Consider the following 17,141-nt stretch of genomic DNA (forward strand, 5'->3'; position numbering starts at 1 on the left):
GGGTGCGCTCAGGGTCGTTCTCCACCCAGGGGACCTGTCGGTGGGGCCCGGCCTGCGGCTACCTTCCCGTATGTGGCGATGTTCCGACTTCAGGGCAGCAAGGTGCTCGCCGTCGACATGACCGGAGACGCCGTCAAGGCGAAGAACGGCTCGATGGTCGCGTACGACGGCGAGATGGCCTTCAGGAAGCTCAGCGGCGGCGGCGAGGGCATACGCGGGATGGTGACCCGGCGGCTCACCGGCGAGCAGATGACGTTGATGGAGGTGAAGGGGCGGGGGACCTGCTGGTTCGCCGACCGCGCCTCCGAGATCAACCTGGTCGGCCTCCAGGGCGACAAGCTCTACGTCGAGTCGAGCAACCTGCTCGCGACCGACGGCGGGCTGCGCACGGGGACCGAGTTCACGGGCCTGCGCGGGGCCTCGCAGGGCAACGGGCTGTTCACGACGACCGTCGAGGGCCACGGCCAGGCGGCGATCATGTCGGACGGCCCGGCCGTGGTGCTGCGCGTCAGCCCGCAGTACCCGCTGACCGTGGACCCGGGGGCGTACGTGGCGCACCAGGGGAACCTGCGGCAGTCCTTCCAGTCCGGCGTGACGTTCCGCACGCTGCTCGGGGAGGGCGGCGGCGAGGCCTTCCAGATGCGGTTCGAGGGGGACGGCCTGGTGTACGTGCAGCCGAGCGAGCGGAACACGATCGCGGGAGACGTGTGACATGGCCTTCCGGGAGATCAACGCGAAGATGATCGAGGCGACGGTCGCGCCGGGACAGCGGCTGTTCAGTCAGCGCGGCGCGATGCTCGCCTACCGGGGCGAGGTGTCCTTCACGCCCAACACGGCGGGCGGCCAGGGCGGGATCATGTCGATGATCGGCCGCCGGGTCGCCGACGAGGACACGCCCCTGATGACGGTCGAGGGCAGCGGCACCGTGCTGTTCGGGCACGGCGGGCATCACATCCAGGTGATCCGGCTCACCGGCGACACCCTCTACGTCGAGGCGGACCGGCTGCTGGCCTTCGAGGGCACACTCCGGCAGGGGACGATGTTCCTGGGCTCGCAGGGCGGCGTCATGGGCATGGTGCGCGGGCAGGTCAGCGGCCAGGGACTGTTCACGACGACGCTGCAGGGGCACGGGGCCGTCGCGGTCATGGCGCACGGCGGCGTCGTCGAGATCCCGATCACCCCGCAGCGCCCGGTGCACGTGGACCCGCAGGCCTACGTCGCCCACCACGGCGAGGTCCGCAACAAGCTGTCCGCGGCCCTGGGCTGGCGGGACATGGTGGGACGCGGCTCGGGCGAGGCGTTCCAGCTGGAGCTCAGCGGCAGCGGTGCGGTGTACGTCCAGGCGTCGGAGGAGAAGCTGTGAGCACCTACGGAACCCCGGGCGCCGGCCCCGCGGTCTTCGACCCGGCGACCCTGCCGCCCGACGACAACGTCAACCCCTACACCTTCTGCGTGGAGCTCAAGGGGAGCCAGTGGTTCCTGCAAAAGGGGAAGATGATCGCCTACTACGGCTCGATCGACTTCAACGGCGTCGGGCACGGCCGTTTGGACCGTCTCGTCCGTACGTCGTTCCATTCGCCACTGCACGCGAGCGACTGGGTCGTCGCGGAGGGCTCGGGCAAGATGCTCCTCGCCGACCGGGCCTTCGATGTCAATTCGTACGACCTCGAAGACGGCAACCTGACCATTCGCTCGGGCAACTTGCTCGCTTTTCAGCCAACTCTGTCACTGAAGCAATCAATCGTGCCGGGTTTTCTGACCCTCATCGGAACCGGAAAGTTCGTGGCGGCGTCGAACGGACCGGTGGTCTTCATGGAGCCCCCGATCCGGGTCGACCCCCAGGCCCTGGTCGGCTGGGCCGACTGCCCCTCGCCCTGCCACCACTACGACCACGGGTACATGACCGGTGTCATGGGCGGTCTACGTGCGCTGACGGGCCTGGGCGGGGCCTCCGGCGAGGAGCACCAGTTCGAGTTCGTCGGTGCGGGCACGGTCCTGCTCCAGTCGTCCGAGACCCTGATGGCCGAGCAGGCCACGGGGGTCGTTCCCCAGCAGGCGGGCGTGCCCGGAGGCGGTCCTTCCGGGCACCAGCCGGGCCAGTCCGGGGTACCGCGTCTTCCCGGACAGCTGGGGGACCTCCAGCGTCGCTTCGGGCTGTGAGCGGTAGTCTGCGGAGTGTGACATCGAACGCCTGCGCACTGTTGTTCGCCAGGTGTGCGCCGTCACACGCCACCCCTCACTAGTTCGCCTTTCAACCTTTTAGGTAGACTTCATTCATGGAGACCGAGACGGCCACCCGCTGGCTGACCGATGCGGAGCAGTGCGCTTGGCGCACCCACCTGGAGGTCAACAGGCTGTTGGCGTACCAGCTCGAAAAGGACCTGCAGCCGTTCGGCCTGACAATGAACGACTACGAGATCCTGGTGAATCTCTCCGAGTCCGAGGACCTGCGGATGCGGATGAGCGACCTCGCCTCCGCCACCCTCCAGTCCAAGAGCCGCCTCTCGCACCAGATCACGCGCATGGAGAACGCGAACCTGGTCCGGCGCGAGAACTGCGAGTCGGACCGCCGGGGACTCTACGCGGTCCTCACCGACCACGGCATGGCGACGATGCAGAAGGTCGCGCCGCACCACGTGGCGTCCGTGCGCAGGCACTTCATCGACCTGCTGTCCCCCGAGGCCCTGACGGAGCTCGACAAGGCCCTCAAGCCCATCGCGGAGCACCTGCGCGGGCAGCGCGGACGCCCGTGACCGCACTCCGCTAGACGAGCGGCAGGCGGAGTTCGAACAGGGCTCCGCCTGCGGGCCCCTGCCCGGCCGTGAGCGTGCCGCCGTGCCGTACGGCGACGTCCCGGGCGATGGCGAGCCCCAGACCGGCGCCGCCGTCGTCGCGGCTGCGGGCGGTGTCCAGCCGGACGAACCGTTCGAAGATCCGCTCCCGGTCCGCCTCCGGCACCCCGTCCCCGTCGTCGGCCACCCCGACCACGGCCCGGCCGCCCTCCCGCCGCACGCTCACCGTGACGGCCGACCGGGCGTGCCGCTGGGCGTTGTCGAGCAGATTGGCCAGCACCCGGCCGAGTTGCCCCCGCGAGCCGACCACCTCGACCGGCTCCGCCGCCACGGTCACCCCGGCCCGCCCCTCGGCCTCCTCCCGGGCGAGCCCGGCGAGGTCGACCCGCGTGTCGTTCGGCCGCTCCCCCGCGTCCAGCCGGGCGAGCAGCAGCAGGTCGGCGGCGAGCCGCTGCAGCCGCACGGTGTCCTCCACGGCCCCGTCGAGGTCCAGCAGCTCGGGATGGGCGGCGGCCACCTCCAACTGCGTGCGCAGCGAGGCGATAGGGCTGCGCAGCTCGTGGGAGGCGTCGGCGACGAACCGCCGCTGCCGCTCCACGGACGTCTCCAGTGCCGCCAGCGTCTCGTTGGTGGTGCTGGCGAGCCGCGCGATCTCGTCGTGCGTGTCCGGCTCCGGGACGCGCCGGGCGAGGTCCTCGGACCGGGTGATCGCGGCCATCTCGCGCCGGATGCCCTCCACCGGCCGCAGGGCCCGCCGGGTGACCAGCCAGGTCACGCCCGCGACGACGCCGAGCAGCAGCGGGAACCCGATCAGCATCACGGTCAGCGCGGTGCGCACGGCCCCGTGCTCGGCGGCCAGCGGGGCGCCGGCGTAGACCGTGAGGGTGCCGCGGTCGTGGGTCTCCACCTCCACGGCCGCGTACCGGTAGTCCTCCGTGTCCCCGTCGACGGTCGCGGACCCGTTGCGGAAGACACTCTCCCCGGAGATCTCCCCGGGTTCGAGGGCCTCGCCCGCGGTCTCGGAGTCGTCCTCGTCCTCCCCGGCCGGCCGCGCGGCGGGCTGCGCCCTGACCCGGTCGCTGTCCGTGCCGCTGATCCGCTCCAGGTCCTCGCTGACCGCGACCAGCCGCCCGTCCTCGTCGAGGACCTGCACCGGCCCGATGTCCCCGTCCAGCCCCGACAGCTTGTCGTACGGCGTCCCGGCGGCGAGCTCCGAGGCGACGGCCCGCGCGGAGCGCTCCGCCTGGGTGCCGGCCTCGCCCATCAGGTTGGACCGCAGGGACAGCAGCACGGCGGCGCCGGCCGCGACCAGGGCCACCGCGACGACGAGCGTGGCACCGAGCGTGGCCCGCGCCCGGACGGACCCGAACAGCCGCCTCACGGCGAGGTCTCCAGCCGGTACCCGGCGCCGCGCACGGTCCGGATCAGCCCCGGCCGCAGCTTGCGCCGCAGGGTGCTGACGTACACCTCGACGATGTTCGGATCGCCGTCGTAGGCGAAGTCCCAGACGTGCTCCAGGATCTCGGACTTGGACACCACCTCGCCGGCCCGCAGCACGAGCTGCTCCAGCACGGAGAACTCCTTGGCCGTCAGGGTGATCTCCTCCTCCCCGAGGAACACCCGGCGCGCCGCGGTGTCCACCCTCAGGTCCCCGTGCACACGCACCGGCGAGGCCCCGGCCCCCTGCCCGCGCCGCCGCAACAGGGCCTTCACCCGGGCGACGAGCACGACGTACGAGAACGGCTTGGTCAGGTAGTCGTCCGCGCCCGTGTCGAGGCCCTCGGCCTCGTCGTACTCACCGTCCTTGGCGGTCAGCATCAGGATCGGCACCTCGTGCCCGGCCGCGCGCAGGGCGGCGCAGACCCGGTAGCCGTTGAGCCCGGGCAGCATGATGTCCAGGATGACCAGGTCGTACGTCCCCTCCGAGGCCTGGTGCAGCCCCTCCCGCCCGTCGTGGACGACGTCCACCGCGTATCCCTCGGCCGTCAGGCCCCTGGCCAGCGACAGAGCCAGCCGCTTCTCGTCCTCCACGATCAACAGGCGCATGGGTAAAGAGTCGCAAAGGGAACCTGAAGATCCCTTCAGGGGCCTTCAGCTTCCACTCAGCCTCCGTCCGCCAGAGTCGAAGACATCGAAAACCAAACGACTCGGGAGGAATCCGCATGAAGCGCAACATCGTGATCGCCGCTGTGACCGCCGCCGCTCTGATCGGAGGCGGTACGGCCACGGCCCTCGCGACCACGGGAGACGACGAGGGCTCGGCGCGGCAGGCGGCCGACACCCGGCTGACGGGCGACGACGCCCGGGACGAGCAGGACGACCAGGACGACGACGCCCGGGTCTCCTCGTCCCACGTCACCGCGCCCGAGGCGATCGCCTCCGCGCTGAAGCACACCTCGGGTACGGCCGTCTCCGCCGAGCTGGACGACGAGGACGACGGCGGCAAGGCGGTCTGGACGGTCGACGTCCTGTCCGGCGACACCTGGCGCAGCGTGAGCGTCGACCCGTCGAACGGGAAGGTGCTCGGCTCGCACGCCGACGACGAGGACGACACGGCGCGGGTGCGGGCGGCGCTGAAGGGGTCCTCGGTGACGGCCGAGGAGGCCGCGAAGGCCGCGGCCGGCAAGGGCGTGGTGACCTCGGTCGGCCTCGACGAGGACGGCAAGGACAAGTCCTGGGAGGCCGAGACCCGCACGTCCGGCGGCGCCGAGCAGGACTGGACGATCGACCTGAAGTCGGGCACGGTCACGGCGGACCGCGCCGACGCACAGGACGACGACGCGGACGACGACCAGGACTGACCATTCCTGCCCCGTTGCTTTCGCCCCGGCGTCTGTGCTGACGCCGGGGCGTCGCGCAACCCGGCGCAGCGGGGTGCCGCTGCGCCCACCCGCAGCCCGGTGGGCCCAGCGCCTGCAGCAGCGGCAGGCGAGACGCGCCCGCCGGCACACGCAAGGGACCGTGTCGGGGGGTGTCCGCCCGCAGCGGTTGGCGCGTCAACGAGGAGTGAGTCGGCACGCACGTCGATCGCGCCGTTCCGAGGACGGACACCCCCCGGCGCGGCCCCGCCCCACCACCGGCGAGCGGCGAAGACGCGCACCCCACCCGGCAGTCACAGGCCGCCGCAGGCACCGCCCGCCCTCAGCCCTCCGTCAGCCCCGCCACCAGCTCGTCCGCCGCCCGATAGGGATCCAGCTCCCCCGCCACGATCCGCTCCGCCAGCGCCCCCAGGCGCCGGTCCCCGCGCAGGTCCCCGATCCGCTCCCGCAGTGCCGTCACCGCGATCGTCTCGACCTCGCGCGAGGCCCGGGACGTCCGCCGCTCCGCGAGGACGCCCCGCTCCTCCATCCAGGCCCGGTGCTTCTCCAGTGCCTCGACGACCTCGTCCACGCCCTCGCCCCGCGCGGCGACCGTCTTCACGATCGGGGGACGCCAGTCACCCGGCCCCCGCGCCTCCCCCAGCCCCAGCATGTGGTTCAGCTCGCGGGCCGTCGCGTCGGCCCCGTCCCGGTCCGCCTTGTTGACGACGTACACGTCCCCGATCTCCAGGATCCCGGCCTTGGCCGCCTGGATCCCGTCCCCCATCCCCGGCGCCAGCAGCACCACGGACGTGTCCGCCTGCGAGGCGATCTCCACCTCCGACTGCCCGACCCCCACCGTCTCGACGAGGATCACGTCGCAGCCGGCCGCGTCCAGCACCCGGATCGCCTGGGGAGCGGCCCAGGCCAGCCCGCCCAGATGCCCCCGCGTCGCCATCGAACGGATGTACACGCCCGGGTCGGACGCGTGCTCCGACATCCGCACCCGGTCCCCGAGCAGCGCGCCGCCGGAGAACGGCGACGACGGGTCGACGGCGAGCACGCCGACCCGCTTGCCCTGCTTGCGGTAGGCGGAGACCAGCGCCGAGGTCGACGTCGACTTGCCGACCCCGGGCGACCCGGTCAGCCCCACCACGTACGCCCCGCCGGTCAGCGGCGCCAGCGCCGCCATGACCTCACGCAGCTGCGGGGACGCCCCCTCCACCAGCGAGATCAGCCGGGCGACGGCCCGTGGCCGCCCCTCCCTGGCCTGGGCCACCAGCGTGGAGACGTCCTGCATCACAGCTCCGTTCATGACAGGGCGATCAGTGGACCGCCGTTCAGGCCTTCGGTACCCGGACGATCAGCGCGTCACCCTGACCACCGCCACCGCACAGCGCGGCCGCGCCGACGCCACCGCCCCGCCGCTTCAGCTCCAGCGCCAGATGCAGCACCAGACGCGCACCGGACATCCCGATCGGGTGACCCAGGGCGATGGCACCGCCGTTGACATTCACCTTTTCGGTGGACACCCCGAGGTCCTTCATGGACTGCACGGCCACCGCCGCGAACGCCTCGTTGATCTCGATGAGGTCGAGGTCCGAAACCTCCAGCCCCTCCTTCTTCAGGGCGTGCCGGATCGCGTTGGACGGCTGCGACTGCAGCGAGTTGTCCGGCCCGGCCACGTTCCCGTGCGCCCCGATCTCGGCGATCCACTCCAGGCCGAGCTCCTGCGCCTTGGCCTTGCTCATCACGACGACGGCGGCGGCACCGTCGGAGATCTGCGAGGCGGAACCGGCCGTGATCGTGCCGTCCTTGGAGAAGGCCGGACGCAGCTTCCCGAGCGACTCCGCGGTGGTGTCGCCGCGAATGCCCTCGTCCTTGCTGAACAGCACCGGGTCGCCCTTGCGCTGCGGGATCTCGACGGGCGTGATCTCGGCCTCGAACAGGCCGTTCTTCTGCGCGGCGGCGGCCCGCTGGTGCGACAGCGCGGCGATCTCGTCCTGCTCGGCCCGGCCGATGCCCAGGCGCGTGTTGTGCTTCTCCGTCGACTCGCCCATGGCGATGCCCTCGAAGGAGTCGGTCAGACCGTCGTGCGCCATGGCGTCGAGCATCTGGACCGCGCCGTACTTGAAGCCCTCGCGGGACTTGGGCAGCAGGTGCGGGGCGTTGGTCATGGACTCCTGGCCGCCGGCGACGATCACGTCGAACTCACCGGCGCGGATGAGCTGGTCGGCGAGCGCGATCGCGTCGAGGCCGGACAGGCAGACCTTGTTGATGGTCAGCGCCGGGACGTTCATCGGGATGCCGGCCTTGACCGCGGCCTGGCGCGCCGGGATCTGCCCGGCCCCGGCCTGGAGCACCTGGCCCATGATCACGTACTGCACCTGGTCGCCGCCGATCCCCGCACGGTCGAGGGCGGCCTTGATCGCGAAGCCGCCGAGGTCGGCTCCGGAGAAGGACTTCAGGGAGCCCAGCAGCCGTCCCATGGGCGTACGCGCGCCCGAGACGATGACCGAGCTGGTCGTTGCAGAAGACATGAGCTGCGATCCCCTTACCGGCTGCACAGCCGAGGAGTGAACGAGGGTTTACTTCGAATGTACTGAGTGGCACTCCGTGCCGTCATCGGGCTGTCGGTGTGATCGCGCGCACGTTGCGTAACCACCTCGGGGGCGCTGCACTGAACTCATGCTGACGCGAATCGACCACATCGGAATCGCCTGTTTCGACCTCGACAAGACCGTCGAGTTCTACCGTGCCACCTACGGCTTCGAGGTGTTCCACTCCGAGGTCAACGAGGAGCAGGGCGTGCGCGAGGCCATGCTCAAGATCAACGACACGTCCGACGGCGGCGCCTCCTACCTGCAGCTTCTGGAGCCGACCCGCGAGGACTCCACGGTCGCGAAGTGGCTGGCGAAGAACGGCGAGGGCGTCCACCACATCGCCTTCGGCACGGCGGACGTGGACGCGGAGTCCGCCGACATCCGCGACAAGGGCGTACGCGTGCTGTACGAAGAGCCCCGACGCGGTTCCATGGGGTCACGGATCACCTTCCTGCACCCCAAGGACTGTCATGGCGTACTGACAGAACTGGTCACTTCGGCGCCTGTTGAGTCACCTGAGCACTGACCCTCGTACATAGGGGCCGGTAGGGTTGGGTGCGGTCGCCGCTCAGCCAGGGTGACCGCGGTCCCGCCGTGCGACGGCAGGACCACCGGGGTCCGGGTTTCGGGGGACGAGCGCCGGGGCAGCAGCCTCTGCTCCGCCGATGATCTGACACCATTCCCCGGGGGCCCCGTTCGGCGGATGGACGGAGCTCGTTCGGAAAGAGTTGCGACCAGGGGACGGATGGGACCGCGCAGTGCGGGGCTACGAGAGCCAGGAGCGAGAGCCGGCGGCTGACGTCGACCACCTCTCTCGGTTCGAAGCCGAGATGAAGCGGCTGAAGACCGAACGGGAAAAGGCGATCCAGCACGCCGAGGACCTCGGCTACCAGGTCGAGGTGCTGCGCGCCAAGCTGCACGAGGCGCGGCGCACCATCATGTCCCGGCCCTCCTTCGAGGGGGGCGACATCGGCTGGCAGGCCGAGCAGTTGCTGCGCAACGCGCAGATGCAGGCCGACCAGATCCGCGCGGACGCCGACCGCGAGCTGAGCGAGGCCCGGGCCCAGACCCAGCGGATCCTCCAGGAGCACGCCGAGCAGGCGGCCCGCCTCCAGGCGGAGCTGCACCAGGAGGCGGTGACCCGCCGCCAGCAGCTGGACCAGGAGCTGGCCGAGCGCCGCCAGACGGTCGAGTCGCACGTCAACGAGAACGTGGCGTGGGCCGAGCAGCTGCGCGCCCGCACCGAGCAGCAGGCCCGCCGGCTGCTGGAGGAGTCCCGCGCCGAGGCCGAGCAGGCCCTGGCCACCGCCCGCGCGGAGGCCGAGCGGCTGGCGACCGAGGCCCGGCAGCGGCTGACGAACGCGGCCGAGGAGGCCCGGGCCGAGGCCGAGCAGATCCTGCGGCGCGCCCGCACGGACGCCGAGCGGCTCCTGAACGCCGCCTCCACGCAGGCCCAGGAGGCCACCGACCACGCCGAGCAGCTGCGTACGTCCACCGTCTCGGAGTCCGAGGCGGCGCGCCGCCGCGCCCAGGAGCTCAGCAAGGCCGCCGAGCAGCGGATGGCCGAGGCCGAGGAGGCGCTGCGCAAGGCGCAGGCCGAGTCGGAGAAGCTGGTCGCGGAGGCCAAGGAGGCCGCCGCCAAGGCCCTGGCGAGCGCCGAGGCCGCGAACGAGACGCGCACGCGCACGGCCAAGGAGCAGGTCGCCCGGCTGGTCGAGGAGGCCACGAAGGAGGCCGAGAACACCAAGACCGAGGCCGAGCAGATCGTCGCGGACGCCCGCGCCGAGGCCGAGAAGATCGTCGCGGAGGCCTCCGAGAGGGCCCGCACGCTCACCGCCGAGGAGACCGCGACCCAGCTGTCCAAGGCCGCCCGCACGGCCGAGGAGGTCCTCAACAAGGCGTCGGAGGACGCCAAGAAGACCACCAGGGCCGCCGCCGAGGAGGCCGAGCGGATCCGCAGGGAGGCCGAGGCCGAGGCGGACCGGCTGCGCGCCGAGGCGCACGACATCGCCGAGCAGCTCAAGGGCGCGGCGAAGGACGACACCAAGGAGTACCGCGCCAAGACGGTCGAACTGCAGGAGGAGGCCCGCCGGCTGCGCGGCGAGGCCGAGCAGCTGCGGGCGGACGCCGTCGAGGAGGGCGAGAAGATCCGCGCCGAGGCCCGCAAGGAGGCCGTGGCGCAGATCGAGGAGGCGGCCAGGTCCGCCGAGGAGCTGCTCGCCAAGGCCAAGGCGGACGCGGACGAGCTGCGCACGACGGCCCAGACGGACAGCGAGAAGGTCCGCACGGAGGCCATCGAGCGGGCGACGACCCTGCGCCGGCAGGCCGAGGAGACCCTCCAGCGCACCCGGCAGGAGGCCGAGCGGCACCGCGAGGAGGTCGTCGAGCAGGCCGAGGCCCTCAAGGCGGACGCCGAGCGCGCGGCGCGGGAGCTGCACGAGGAGACCGAGCGGGCCATGGAGGCCCGGCGGGCCGAGGCCGCCGAGGAGCTGAGGCGTCTCCAGGCGGAGGCGGAGGACCGGCTGACGGCGGCCGAGCAGGCGCTGTCGGACGCCCGTGAGGAGGCCGCGCGGATCCGCCGCGAGGCCGCCGAGGAGAACGAGCGGCTGCGCGCCGAGGCCGCCGAGCGGATCCGTTCGCTCCAGCAGCAGGCCGAGGCCGAGGCCGAGCGGCTGCGCGACGAGGCCGCGTCGGACGCGTCCGCGGCGCGCGCCGAGGGCGAGGCCGTCGCCGTCCGGCTGCGCACCGAGGCCGCGACCGAGGCCGAGCGGCTGAAGTCGGAGGCGCAGGAGAGCGCCGACCGGATGCGCGCGGAGGCGCAGGCGGCCGCCGAGCGGCTGGCCACGGAGGCGTCCGAGACGCTGGCCGCCGCCCAGGAGGAGGCCAACCGGCGCCGCCGCGAGGCCGAGGAACTCCTCGGCAGCGCCCGGCAGGAGGCCGACCAGGAGCGCGAGCGGGCCCGCGAGCAGAGCGAGGAGCTGCTGGCCTCGGCGCGCAAGCGTGTGGAGGAGGCGCAGACCGAGGCCGTCCGGCTGGTCGAGGAGGCCGACCGGCGTGCCACGGAGACGGTGTCGGCGGCCGAGCAGCACGCGCAGCAGGTCCGGGACTCCGTCGCCGGGCTGCACGAGCAGGCGCAGGAGGAGATCGCCGGACTGCGTTCCGCCGCCGAGCACGCGGCGGACCGTACGCGGCGGGAGGCGCAGGAGGAGGCGGACCGGGTCCGCTCCGACGCCTACGCCGAGCGGGAGCGGGCGAGCGAGGACGCCGGCCGGCTGCGCCGCGAGGCCCACGAGGAGTCCGAGGCCGCCAAGGCGCTCGCCGAGCGGACGATGTCCGAGGCGATCGCGGAGGCGGAGCGCATCCGTACGGAGGTCGCCGAGCACGCCCAGCGGGTGCGCACGGAGGCGTCGGACACGATCGCCGAGGCCGAGCAGAGCGCCTCGCGCACCCGGGCCGACGCCCGCGAGGACGCCAACCGCATCCGGTCGGACGCGGCGGCGCAGGCGGACGCCCTCATCACCGAGGCGCGCAGCGAGGCGGAGCGGCTCACCACCGAGACGGTCCAGGAGACCGACCGGCTGCGCATGGAGACGGTCACCGAGGCGGAGCGGGTCCGCACCGAGGCCCTCTCCGAGGCCGAGCGCGTCCGGTCCGAGGCGGCGGCGGAGGCCGAACGGCTGCGGGCGGAGTCGGTCGCCACGGCCGACCAGCTGGTCGGGGAGGCCACCGGCGAGGCGGAGCGGCTGCGGGCCGAGGCCGCCGAGACGGTCGGTTCGGCGCAGCAGCACGCGGAGCGGGTCCGCTCCGAGGCCGAGCGCGTCAAGGCCGACGCTCAGGCGGAGGCGGAGCGGCTCGTCGCCACCGCGCGCGAGGAGGCGGACCGCACCCTGGACGAGGCCCGCAAGGACGCGAACAAGCGGCGTTCCGAGGCGGCCGAGCAGGTCGACAAGCTCATCACGGAGACCACGGCCGAGGCGGACAAGCTGCTCACCGAGGCGCAGCAGCAGGCGCACAAGACCACCGCGGAGGCCGAGGCGCAGGCCGACACGATGGTGGGCGCGGCTCGCACCGAGGCCGACCGGATCGTGTCCGAGGCGACGGTCGAGGGCAACTCGCTGGTGGAGAAGGCCCGCACGGACGCGGACGAGCTGCTGGTCGGCGCGCGCCGGGACGCCACGCAGATCCGAGAGCGCGCCGAGGAGCTGCGCGACCGCATCACCTCGGAGATCGAGGAGCTGCACGAGCGGGCCCGCCGGGAGTCGGCCGAGGCGATTAAGACGGCGGGCGACCGCTGCGACGCGCTCGTCAAGGCGGCCGAGGAGCAGCTGGCGAAGGCGCAGGCGAAGGCCAAGGAGATCGTCTCCGAGGCCAACTCCGAGGCGGGCAAGGTCCGGATCGCCGCGGTGAAGAAGGCCGAGGGGCTCCTCAAGGAGGCCGAGCAGAAGAAGAACACGCTCGTCCGGGAGGCCGAGGAGCTGAAGGCCGAGGCGATCCGCGAGGCCAAGCGCACGGTCGAGGAGGGCAAGCGCGAGCTGGAGGTCCTGGTCCGGCGCCGCGAGGACATCAACGCCGAGATCTCCCGTGTCCAGGACGTGCTGGAGGCGTTGGAGTCCTTCGAGGCCCCGCCCGCCGCCAAGGACAGCGGAGTCAAGGCCGGAGCGACGGTCGGCGCACCCCGAACGGGTGGCAAGAGCTCGGAAAGCTAGCGAAGTGGGGCGAATCCGGTGTGTGCTGAGGAGCTTTGACCAAGACTTTGGCAAGCAGTCCGACGGTCAGCCACTCAAAAGGGGTGTCATTTTCCAGATCAAACGCGCATCCGCTCGATGACACACCGTTTCGGCCCCTAGGATTCCACCTATCACCTCACCGGTCTCATTCGACAGGAACCCCATGAGCGACACTTCCCCCTACGGCTTCGAGCTTGTGCGGCGTGGGTACGACCGCGCTCAGGTGGACGAACGTATCTCCAAGCTCGTCTCCGACCGTGACAGCGCTCTCGCCCGCATCACCGCTCTGGAAAAGCGCATCGAAGAGCTCCACCTCGAGACGCAGAACGCCCAGGCCCAGATCACCGACGCCGAGCCGTCGTACGCGGGTCTCGGCGCACGCGTGGAGAAGATCCTCCGCCTCGCGGAGGAAGAGGCCAAGGACCTGCGCGAGGAGGCCCGGCGCGCGGCGGAGCAGCACCGCGAGCTCGCCGAGTCGGCGGCCCAGCAGGTGCGCAACGACGCCGAGTCGTACTCCGCGGAGCGCAAGGCGAAGGCCGAGGACGAGGGCCTGCGGATCGTCGAGAAGGCCAAGAGTGACGCCGCCCAGCTGCGGGCCGAGGCGCAGAAGGACGCGCAGTCCAAGCGCGAGGAGGCGGACGCCCTCTTCGAGGAGACCCGCGCCAAGGCCGCGCAGGCCGCCGCCGACTTCGAGACGAACCTCGCCAAGCGCCGCGAGCAGTCCGAGCGCGACCTGGCCTCCCGTCAGGCCAAGGCCGAGAAGCGCCTCGCCGAGATCGAGCACCGCGCCGAGCAGCTGCGCCTGGAGGCCGAGAAGCTGCGCACGGACGCCGAGCGCCGCGCCCGCCAGACGGTGGAGACGGCCCAGCGCCAGGCCGAGGACATCGTGGCCGACGCCAACGCCAAGGCCGACCGCATCCGTTCGGAATCCGAGCGCGAGCTGGCCGCCCTCACCAACCGCCGCGACAGCATCAACGCGCAGCTGACGAACGTCCGCGAGATGCTCGCGACGCTCACCGGCGCCGCGGTGGCCGCCGCCGGCACGCCGACCGAGGACGAGCCGATCTCCCGTGGGGTGCCGGCCCAGCAGTCCCGGTAACAGCCCGGCATACGGAGTCTGAATCTCCGCAAAGCCCTCTGCCGCTCGGGTGGCAGAGGGCTTTGTCCCGTTCTAGCGTGGCGGGCATGATTGAGCTGGAGGGGCTGACCAAGCGGTACGGCGAGAAGGTGGCGGTCAACAACCTGTCGTTCACGGTGAGACCGGGCATCGTCACCGGCTTCCTCGGGCCGAACGGCGCGGGCAAGTCCACGACCATGCGGATGATCCTGGGCCTCGACCACCCGACCGCCGGGCACGTCCGGATCGACGGCAAGCACTACCAGCAGCTCAAGGACCCGCTGACGTACATCGGCGCCCTGCTGGAGGCCAAGGCCTGGCACGGCGGGCGCAGCGCGTACAACCACCTGCTGTGCCTCGCGCAGAGCAACGGCATCCCGCGCCGCCGGGTGGGCGAGGTGCTGGAGACGGTCGGGCTGACGGCGGTCGCGAAGAAGAAGACCAAGGGCTTCTCCATGGGCATGGGGCAGCGGCTCGGCATCGCGGCCGCGCTCCTCGGCGACCCGCGGATCCTGATGTTCGACGAGCCGGTCAACGGGCTTGACCCCGAGGGCATCCACTGGATCCGCACCCTGATGAAGTCGCTGGCCGAGCAGGGCCGGACGGTGTTCGTCTCCTCCCACCTGATGAGTGAGATGGCGCTGACGGCCGAGCACCTGGTCGTCATCGGGCAGGGGCGGCTGCTGGCGGACACCTCCATGGCCGACTTCATCGCGCGCAACTCGCGCTCGTACGTCCGGGTGCGCAGCCCGCAGCGGGAGCGGCTGCTCGATGTGCTGCACCAGGCGGGGGTCGTCGCCGTCGAGAGCGGCGAGGGTGTGCTGGAGGTGGACGGTGACAAGGCCGAGCACGTCGGGGAGCTGGCGGCGCAGCACGGGATCACGCTCCACGAGCTGAGCCCGCAACAGGCCTCGCTGGAGGAGGCGTTCATGCGGCTGACGGCGGAGTCGGTGGAGTACCACGCCCACAGCGGGACTGGCGCCGAGCCGCCACCGCAGCAGCAGCAGTGGGGCGACGGCTGGAAGAGGGGCTGAGCATGGCGGTGACCCAGGTCGTACGGTCGGAGTGGACCAAGATCCGGTCGGTGGCGTCGACGGTGTGGACCCTGTCGCTGGTGGTGGTCGTGACGGTCGCGCTCGGCATGCTGATCTCGGCCCTGTCGAAGAGCGAGTTCGACTCGATGAACGCGCAGGACCGGGCGGAGTTCGACCCGACCTTCATCAGTTTCGCGGGGATGAGCCTCGGCCAGCTCGCGATGATCGTGTTCGGGGTGCTGGTCGTCTCGAACGAGTACAGCACGGGCATGATCCGCACCTCGCTGGCCGCCGTGCCGCAGCGCGGCTCCTTCCTGTTCAGCAAGATCGCGGTCGCCACCGCGCTCGCTCTGCTGGTCGGGCTGGTCACCAGCTTCGCCGCCTTCTTCCTGGGGCAGGCGATGCTCGGCGAGCACCGGGCGGAGATCGGCGACCCGGGGGTGCTGCGGGCGGTGCTCGGCGGCGGCCTCTACATGACGCTGATCGCGATGTTCTCCATGGGCGTCGCCGCGATGCTGCGCTCGCCGATGCTGTCGCTGGGCATCCTGATGCCGTTCTTCTTCCTCATCTCCAACATCCTGGGGAACGTCGACGCGACGAAGAAGGTCGGCCGGTTCCTGCCCGACCAGGCCGGCAGCAGGATCATGCAGGTGGTCCCGCCCCTCGACGACGACACGCCGTACGGGCCGTGGGGCGGCCTCGGGATCATGGGGCTGTGGGTGCTCGCGGCACTGATCGGCGGCTACGTGCTGCTGAAGAAACGCGACGCCTAGCGGGACAGGCCGGGCCCGCCTTTTACCTGCTCTTGGGTGGAACCGTCAGCGCCTCGATATCCTCCTAACCCTTACGGGGGCGTGTGCCCCGCTGTCCTGAACCTTGCGATGGGTGCGGAGCATGATCGAAGCAGTCGGCCTGACGAAGCGCTACGGCGACAAGACCGCTGTGTACAACCTTTCCTTCCAGGTGCGGCCGGGCGCCGTCACGGGCTTCCTCGGGCCGAACGGTTCGGGCAAGTCGACGACGATGCGGATGATCCTCGGGCTGGACAACCCGACGGCCGGGCAGGTGACGATCGGCGGTTACCCCTACCGCAGGCTGCCCAACGCCGCCCGTCAGGTCGGTGCCCTGCTGGACGCCAAGGCCGTGCACGGCGGCCGCTCCGCCCGCAACCACCTGCTGTCCCTGGCCCAGCTGTCGGGCATCCCGGCCCGGCGGGTGGACGAGGTGCTCGGGGTCGTCGGTCTGCAGGACGTGGCCAAGAGGCGGTCCAAGGGCTTCTCGCTCGGCATGGGGCAGCGGCTCGGCATCGCCGCGGCGCTGCTCGGGGACCCGCAGGTGCTGCTGTTCGACGAGCCGGTCAACGGCCTCGACCCCGAGGGCATCCTCTGGGTGCGGAACCTGATGAAGGCGCTCGCCGCGGAGGGCCGGACGGTGTTCGTCTCCTCCCACCTGATGAGCGAGATGGCCCTGACCGCCGACCACCTCATCGTCATCGGGCGCGGTCAGCTGCTCGCCGACATGAGCGTCACGGACTTCATCTCGGCGAACTCCGCCGACTTCGCGCGGGTGCGCACGCCGGACTCGGAGCCGCACCAGCGGGAGAAGCTGTCCTCGGCGCTCACCGAGGCGGGCGGGCACGTGCTGCCCGAGCAGGACGGCGCGCTGCGCGTGACGGGACTGCCGCTCCCGCGCATCAGCGACATCGCGCACCACAGCGACGTCCGGCTGTGGGAGCTGTCGCCGCACCAGGCCTCGCTGGAGGAGGCGTACATGCGGATGACGCAGGGCGCGGTCGACTACCGCTCGACCATCGACCAGAAGGAAGGCCTGCAGCAGCCGCTGCCGCCCGGTGTGCAGCCGCCGATGCCGGTACCGGGCCAGGGCCAGCCGGGCTGGTACGCCCCGCCGCCGCCCCAGCAGGGCGGGCAGCCGTTCCCGATGCCGCCGCAGGGCGCCCCGGGACAGGCCCCGGCGGGACCGTACGGCGCCGCCCAGGGCCCCTCCGGGCCGGGCAGCCCCAACCCGTACGCTCAGCCCGCGCCCCAGGCGCCTCCGGCGCCCCAGGGTGCC

15 protein-coding genes are annotated in these 17,141 nt (G+C 71.8%); 11 read left to right on the plus strand and 4 right to left on the minus strand.

Translation table 11 applies throughout. From position 1 onward, the window contains the following. The first annotated feature begins 78 nt into the window (after window positions 1-78). The 4 genes from RIN80_RS04975 (at window position 79) to RIN80_RS04990 (ending at window position 2,753) form a co-directional block, all read left to right on the plus strand. Complete coding sequence (locus RIN80_RS04975) at window positions 79-711, plus strand: AIM24 family protein (protein WP_309094279.1); 633 nt, start codon at window positions 79-81, stop codon at window positions 709-711. A 1-nt stretch (window position 712) separates the two neighbouring features. Next, window positions 713-1,363: an AIM24 family protein gene (locus RIN80_RS04980; RefSeq protein WP_309094249.1), complete on the plus strand. Its 651-nt coding sequence runs from the start codon at window positions 713-715 to the stop codon at window positions 1,361-1,363. Then, window positions 1,360-2,160, plus strand: coding sequence for an AIM24 family protein (locus RIN80_RS04985; RefSeq protein WP_309094250.1), 801 nt, complete (start codon window positions 1,360-1,362; stop codon window positions 2,158-2,160). Before RIN80_RS04980 ends, RIN80_RS04985 begins: the two co-directional genes overlap by 4 nt. A gap of 116 nt (window positions 2,161-2,276) precedes the next feature. Further along, window positions 2,277-2,753: a MarR family transcriptional regulator gene (locus RIN80_RS04990; RefSeq protein ID WP_309094251.1), complete on the plus strand. Its 477-nt coding sequence runs from the start codon at window positions 2,277-2,279 to the stop codon at window positions 2,751-2,753. A 10-nt stretch (window positions 2,754-2,763) separates the two neighbouring features. On the opposite strand, the gene RIN80_RS04995 is transcribed toward RIN80_RS04990, so the two are convergent. Continuing rightward, window positions 2,764-4,173 (minus strand): ATP-binding protein, encoded by a 1,410-nt coding sequence (locus RIN80_RS04995; RefSeq protein ID WP_309094252.1) that lies wholly within the window; start codon window positions 4,171-4,173, stop codon window positions 2,764-2,766. Beyond that, window positions 4,170-4,838, minus strand: a complete 669-nt coding sequence (locus tag RIN80_RS05000) for a response regulator transcription factor (RefSeq protein ID WP_309094253.1) — start codon at window positions 4,836-4,838, stop codon at window positions 4,170-4,172. Before RIN80_RS05000 ends, RIN80_RS04995 begins: the two co-directional genes overlap by 4 nt. Before the next feature lie 116 nt (window positions 4,839-4,954). On the opposite strand from RIN80_RS05000, the gene RIN80_RS05005 reads away from it, so the two are divergent. After that, a complete protein-coding gene (locus RIN80_RS05005; protein ID WP_309094254.1) occupies window positions 4,955-5,593 on the plus strand; it encodes a PepSY domain-containing protein in 639 nt (212 codons plus the stop codon). 340 nt (window positions 5,594-5,933) lie between these two features. On the opposite strand, the gene meaB is transcribed toward RIN80_RS05005, so the two are convergent. Next, window positions 5,934-6,890: a methylmalonyl Co-A mutase-associated GTPase MeaB gene (meaB, locus tag RIN80_RS05010; protein ID WP_309094280.1), complete on the minus strand. Its 957-nt coding sequence runs from the start codon at window positions 6,888-6,890 to the stop codon at window positions 5,934-5,936. Window positions 6,891-6,930: 40 nt separating this feature from the next. Continuing rightward, window positions 6,931-8,130, minus strand: coding sequence for an acetyl-CoA C-acetyltransferase (locus RIN80_RS05015; protein WP_309094255.1), 1,200 nt, complete (start codon window positions 8,128-8,130; stop codon window positions 6,931-6,933). 148 nt (window positions 8,131-8,278) lie between these two features. On the opposite strand from RIN80_RS05015, the gene mce reads away from it, so the two are divergent. The 6 genes from mce to RIN80_RS05045 all read left to right on the plus strand — a co-directional run. Next, window positions 8,279-8,719 (plus strand): methylmalonyl-CoA epimerase, encoded by a 441-nt coding sequence (mce, locus tag RIN80_RS05020; protein ID WP_309094256.1) that lies wholly within the window; start codon window positions 8,279-8,281, stop codon window positions 8,717-8,719. Window positions 8,720-8,951: 232 nt separating this feature from the next. Beyond that, window positions 8,952-12,899: a polarized growth protein Scy gene (gene scy, locus RIN80_RS05025; RefSeq protein ID WP_309094257.1), complete on the plus strand. Its 3,948-nt coding sequence runs from the start codon at window positions 8,952-8,954 to the stop codon at window positions 12,897-12,899. A 184-nt stretch (window positions 12,900-13,083) separates the two neighbouring features. Next, window positions 13,084-14,019, plus strand: coding sequence for a cellulose-binding protein (locus RIN80_RS05030; RefSeq protein WP_309094258.1), 936 nt, complete (start codon window positions 13,084-13,086; stop codon window positions 14,017-14,019). 86 nt (window positions 14,020-14,105) lie between these two features. Beyond that, a complete protein-coding gene (locus tag RIN80_RS05035; RefSeq protein ID WP_309094259.1) occupies window positions 14,106-15,071 on the plus strand; it encodes an ABC transporter ATP-binding protein in 966 nt (321 codons plus the stop codon). A gap of 2 nt (window positions 15,072-15,073) precedes the next feature. Further along, window positions 15,074-15,844: an ABC transporter permease gene (locus tag RIN80_RS05040; RefSeq protein ID WP_309094260.1), complete on the plus strand. Its 771-nt coding sequence runs from the start codon at window positions 15,074-15,076 to the stop codon at window positions 15,842-15,844. Between the two features lie 121 nt (window positions 15,845-15,965). Continuing rightward, a partial coding sequence (locus RIN80_RS05045) for an ABC transporter ATP-binding protein (protein WP_309094261.1) occupies window positions 15,966-17,141 on the plus strand: 1,176 nt, incomplete at its 3' end.

It is taken from the genome of Streptomyces sp. (assembly GCF_031181705.1).
In the GTDB taxonomy this organism is placed as follows: domain Bacteria; phylum Actinomycetota; class Actinomycetes; order Streptomycetales; family Streptomycetaceae; genus Streptomyces.

Bases quoted from the DNA above. Each gene is read 5' to 3' on its own strand.
- RIN80_RS05040 (WP_309094260.1), top strand. From the start codon at position 15,074: ATGGCGGTGACCCAGGTCGTACGGTCGGAGTGGACCAAGATCCGGTCG.
- RIN80_RS04975 (WP_309094279.1), top strand. From the start codon at position 79: ATGTTCCGACTTCAGGGCAGCAAGGTGCTCGCCGTCGACATGACCGGA.
- mce (WP_309094256.1), top strand. From the start codon at position 8,279: ATGCTGACGCGAATCGACCACATCGGAATCGCCTGTTTCGACCTCGAC.
- RIN80_RS04980 (WP_309094249.1), top strand. From the start codon at position 713: ATGGCCTTCCGGGAGATCAACGCGAAGATGATCGAGGCGACGGTCGCG.
- RIN80_RS04990 (WP_309094251.1), top strand. From the start codon at position 2,277: ATGGAGACCGAGACGGCCACCCGCTGGCTGACCGATGCGGAGCAGTGC.
- RIN80_RS05005 (WP_309094254.1), top strand. From the start codon at position 4,955: ATGAAGCGCAACATCGTGATCGCCGCTGTGACCGCCGCCGCTCTGATC.
- RIN80_RS05035 (WP_309094259.1), top strand. From the start codon at position 14,106: ATGATTGAGCTGGAGGGGCTGACCAAGCGGTACGGCGAGAAGGTGGCG.
- RIN80_RS05015 (WP_309094255.1), bottom strand. From the start codon at position 8,130: ATGTCTTCTGCAACGACCAGCTCGGTCATCGTCTCGGGCGCGCGTACG.
- RIN80_RS05030 (WP_309094258.1), top strand. From the start codon at position 13,084: ATGAGCGACACTTCCCCCTACGGCTTCGAGCTTGTGCGGCGTGGGTAC.
- RIN80_RS05000 (WP_309094253.1), bottom strand. From the start codon at position 4,838: ATGCGCCTGTTGATCGTGGAGGACGAGAAGCGGCTGGCTCTGTCGCTG.
- meaB (WP_309094280.1), bottom strand. From the start codon at position 6,890: ATGCAGGACGTCTCCACGCTGGTGGCCCAGGCCAGGGAGGGGCGGCCA.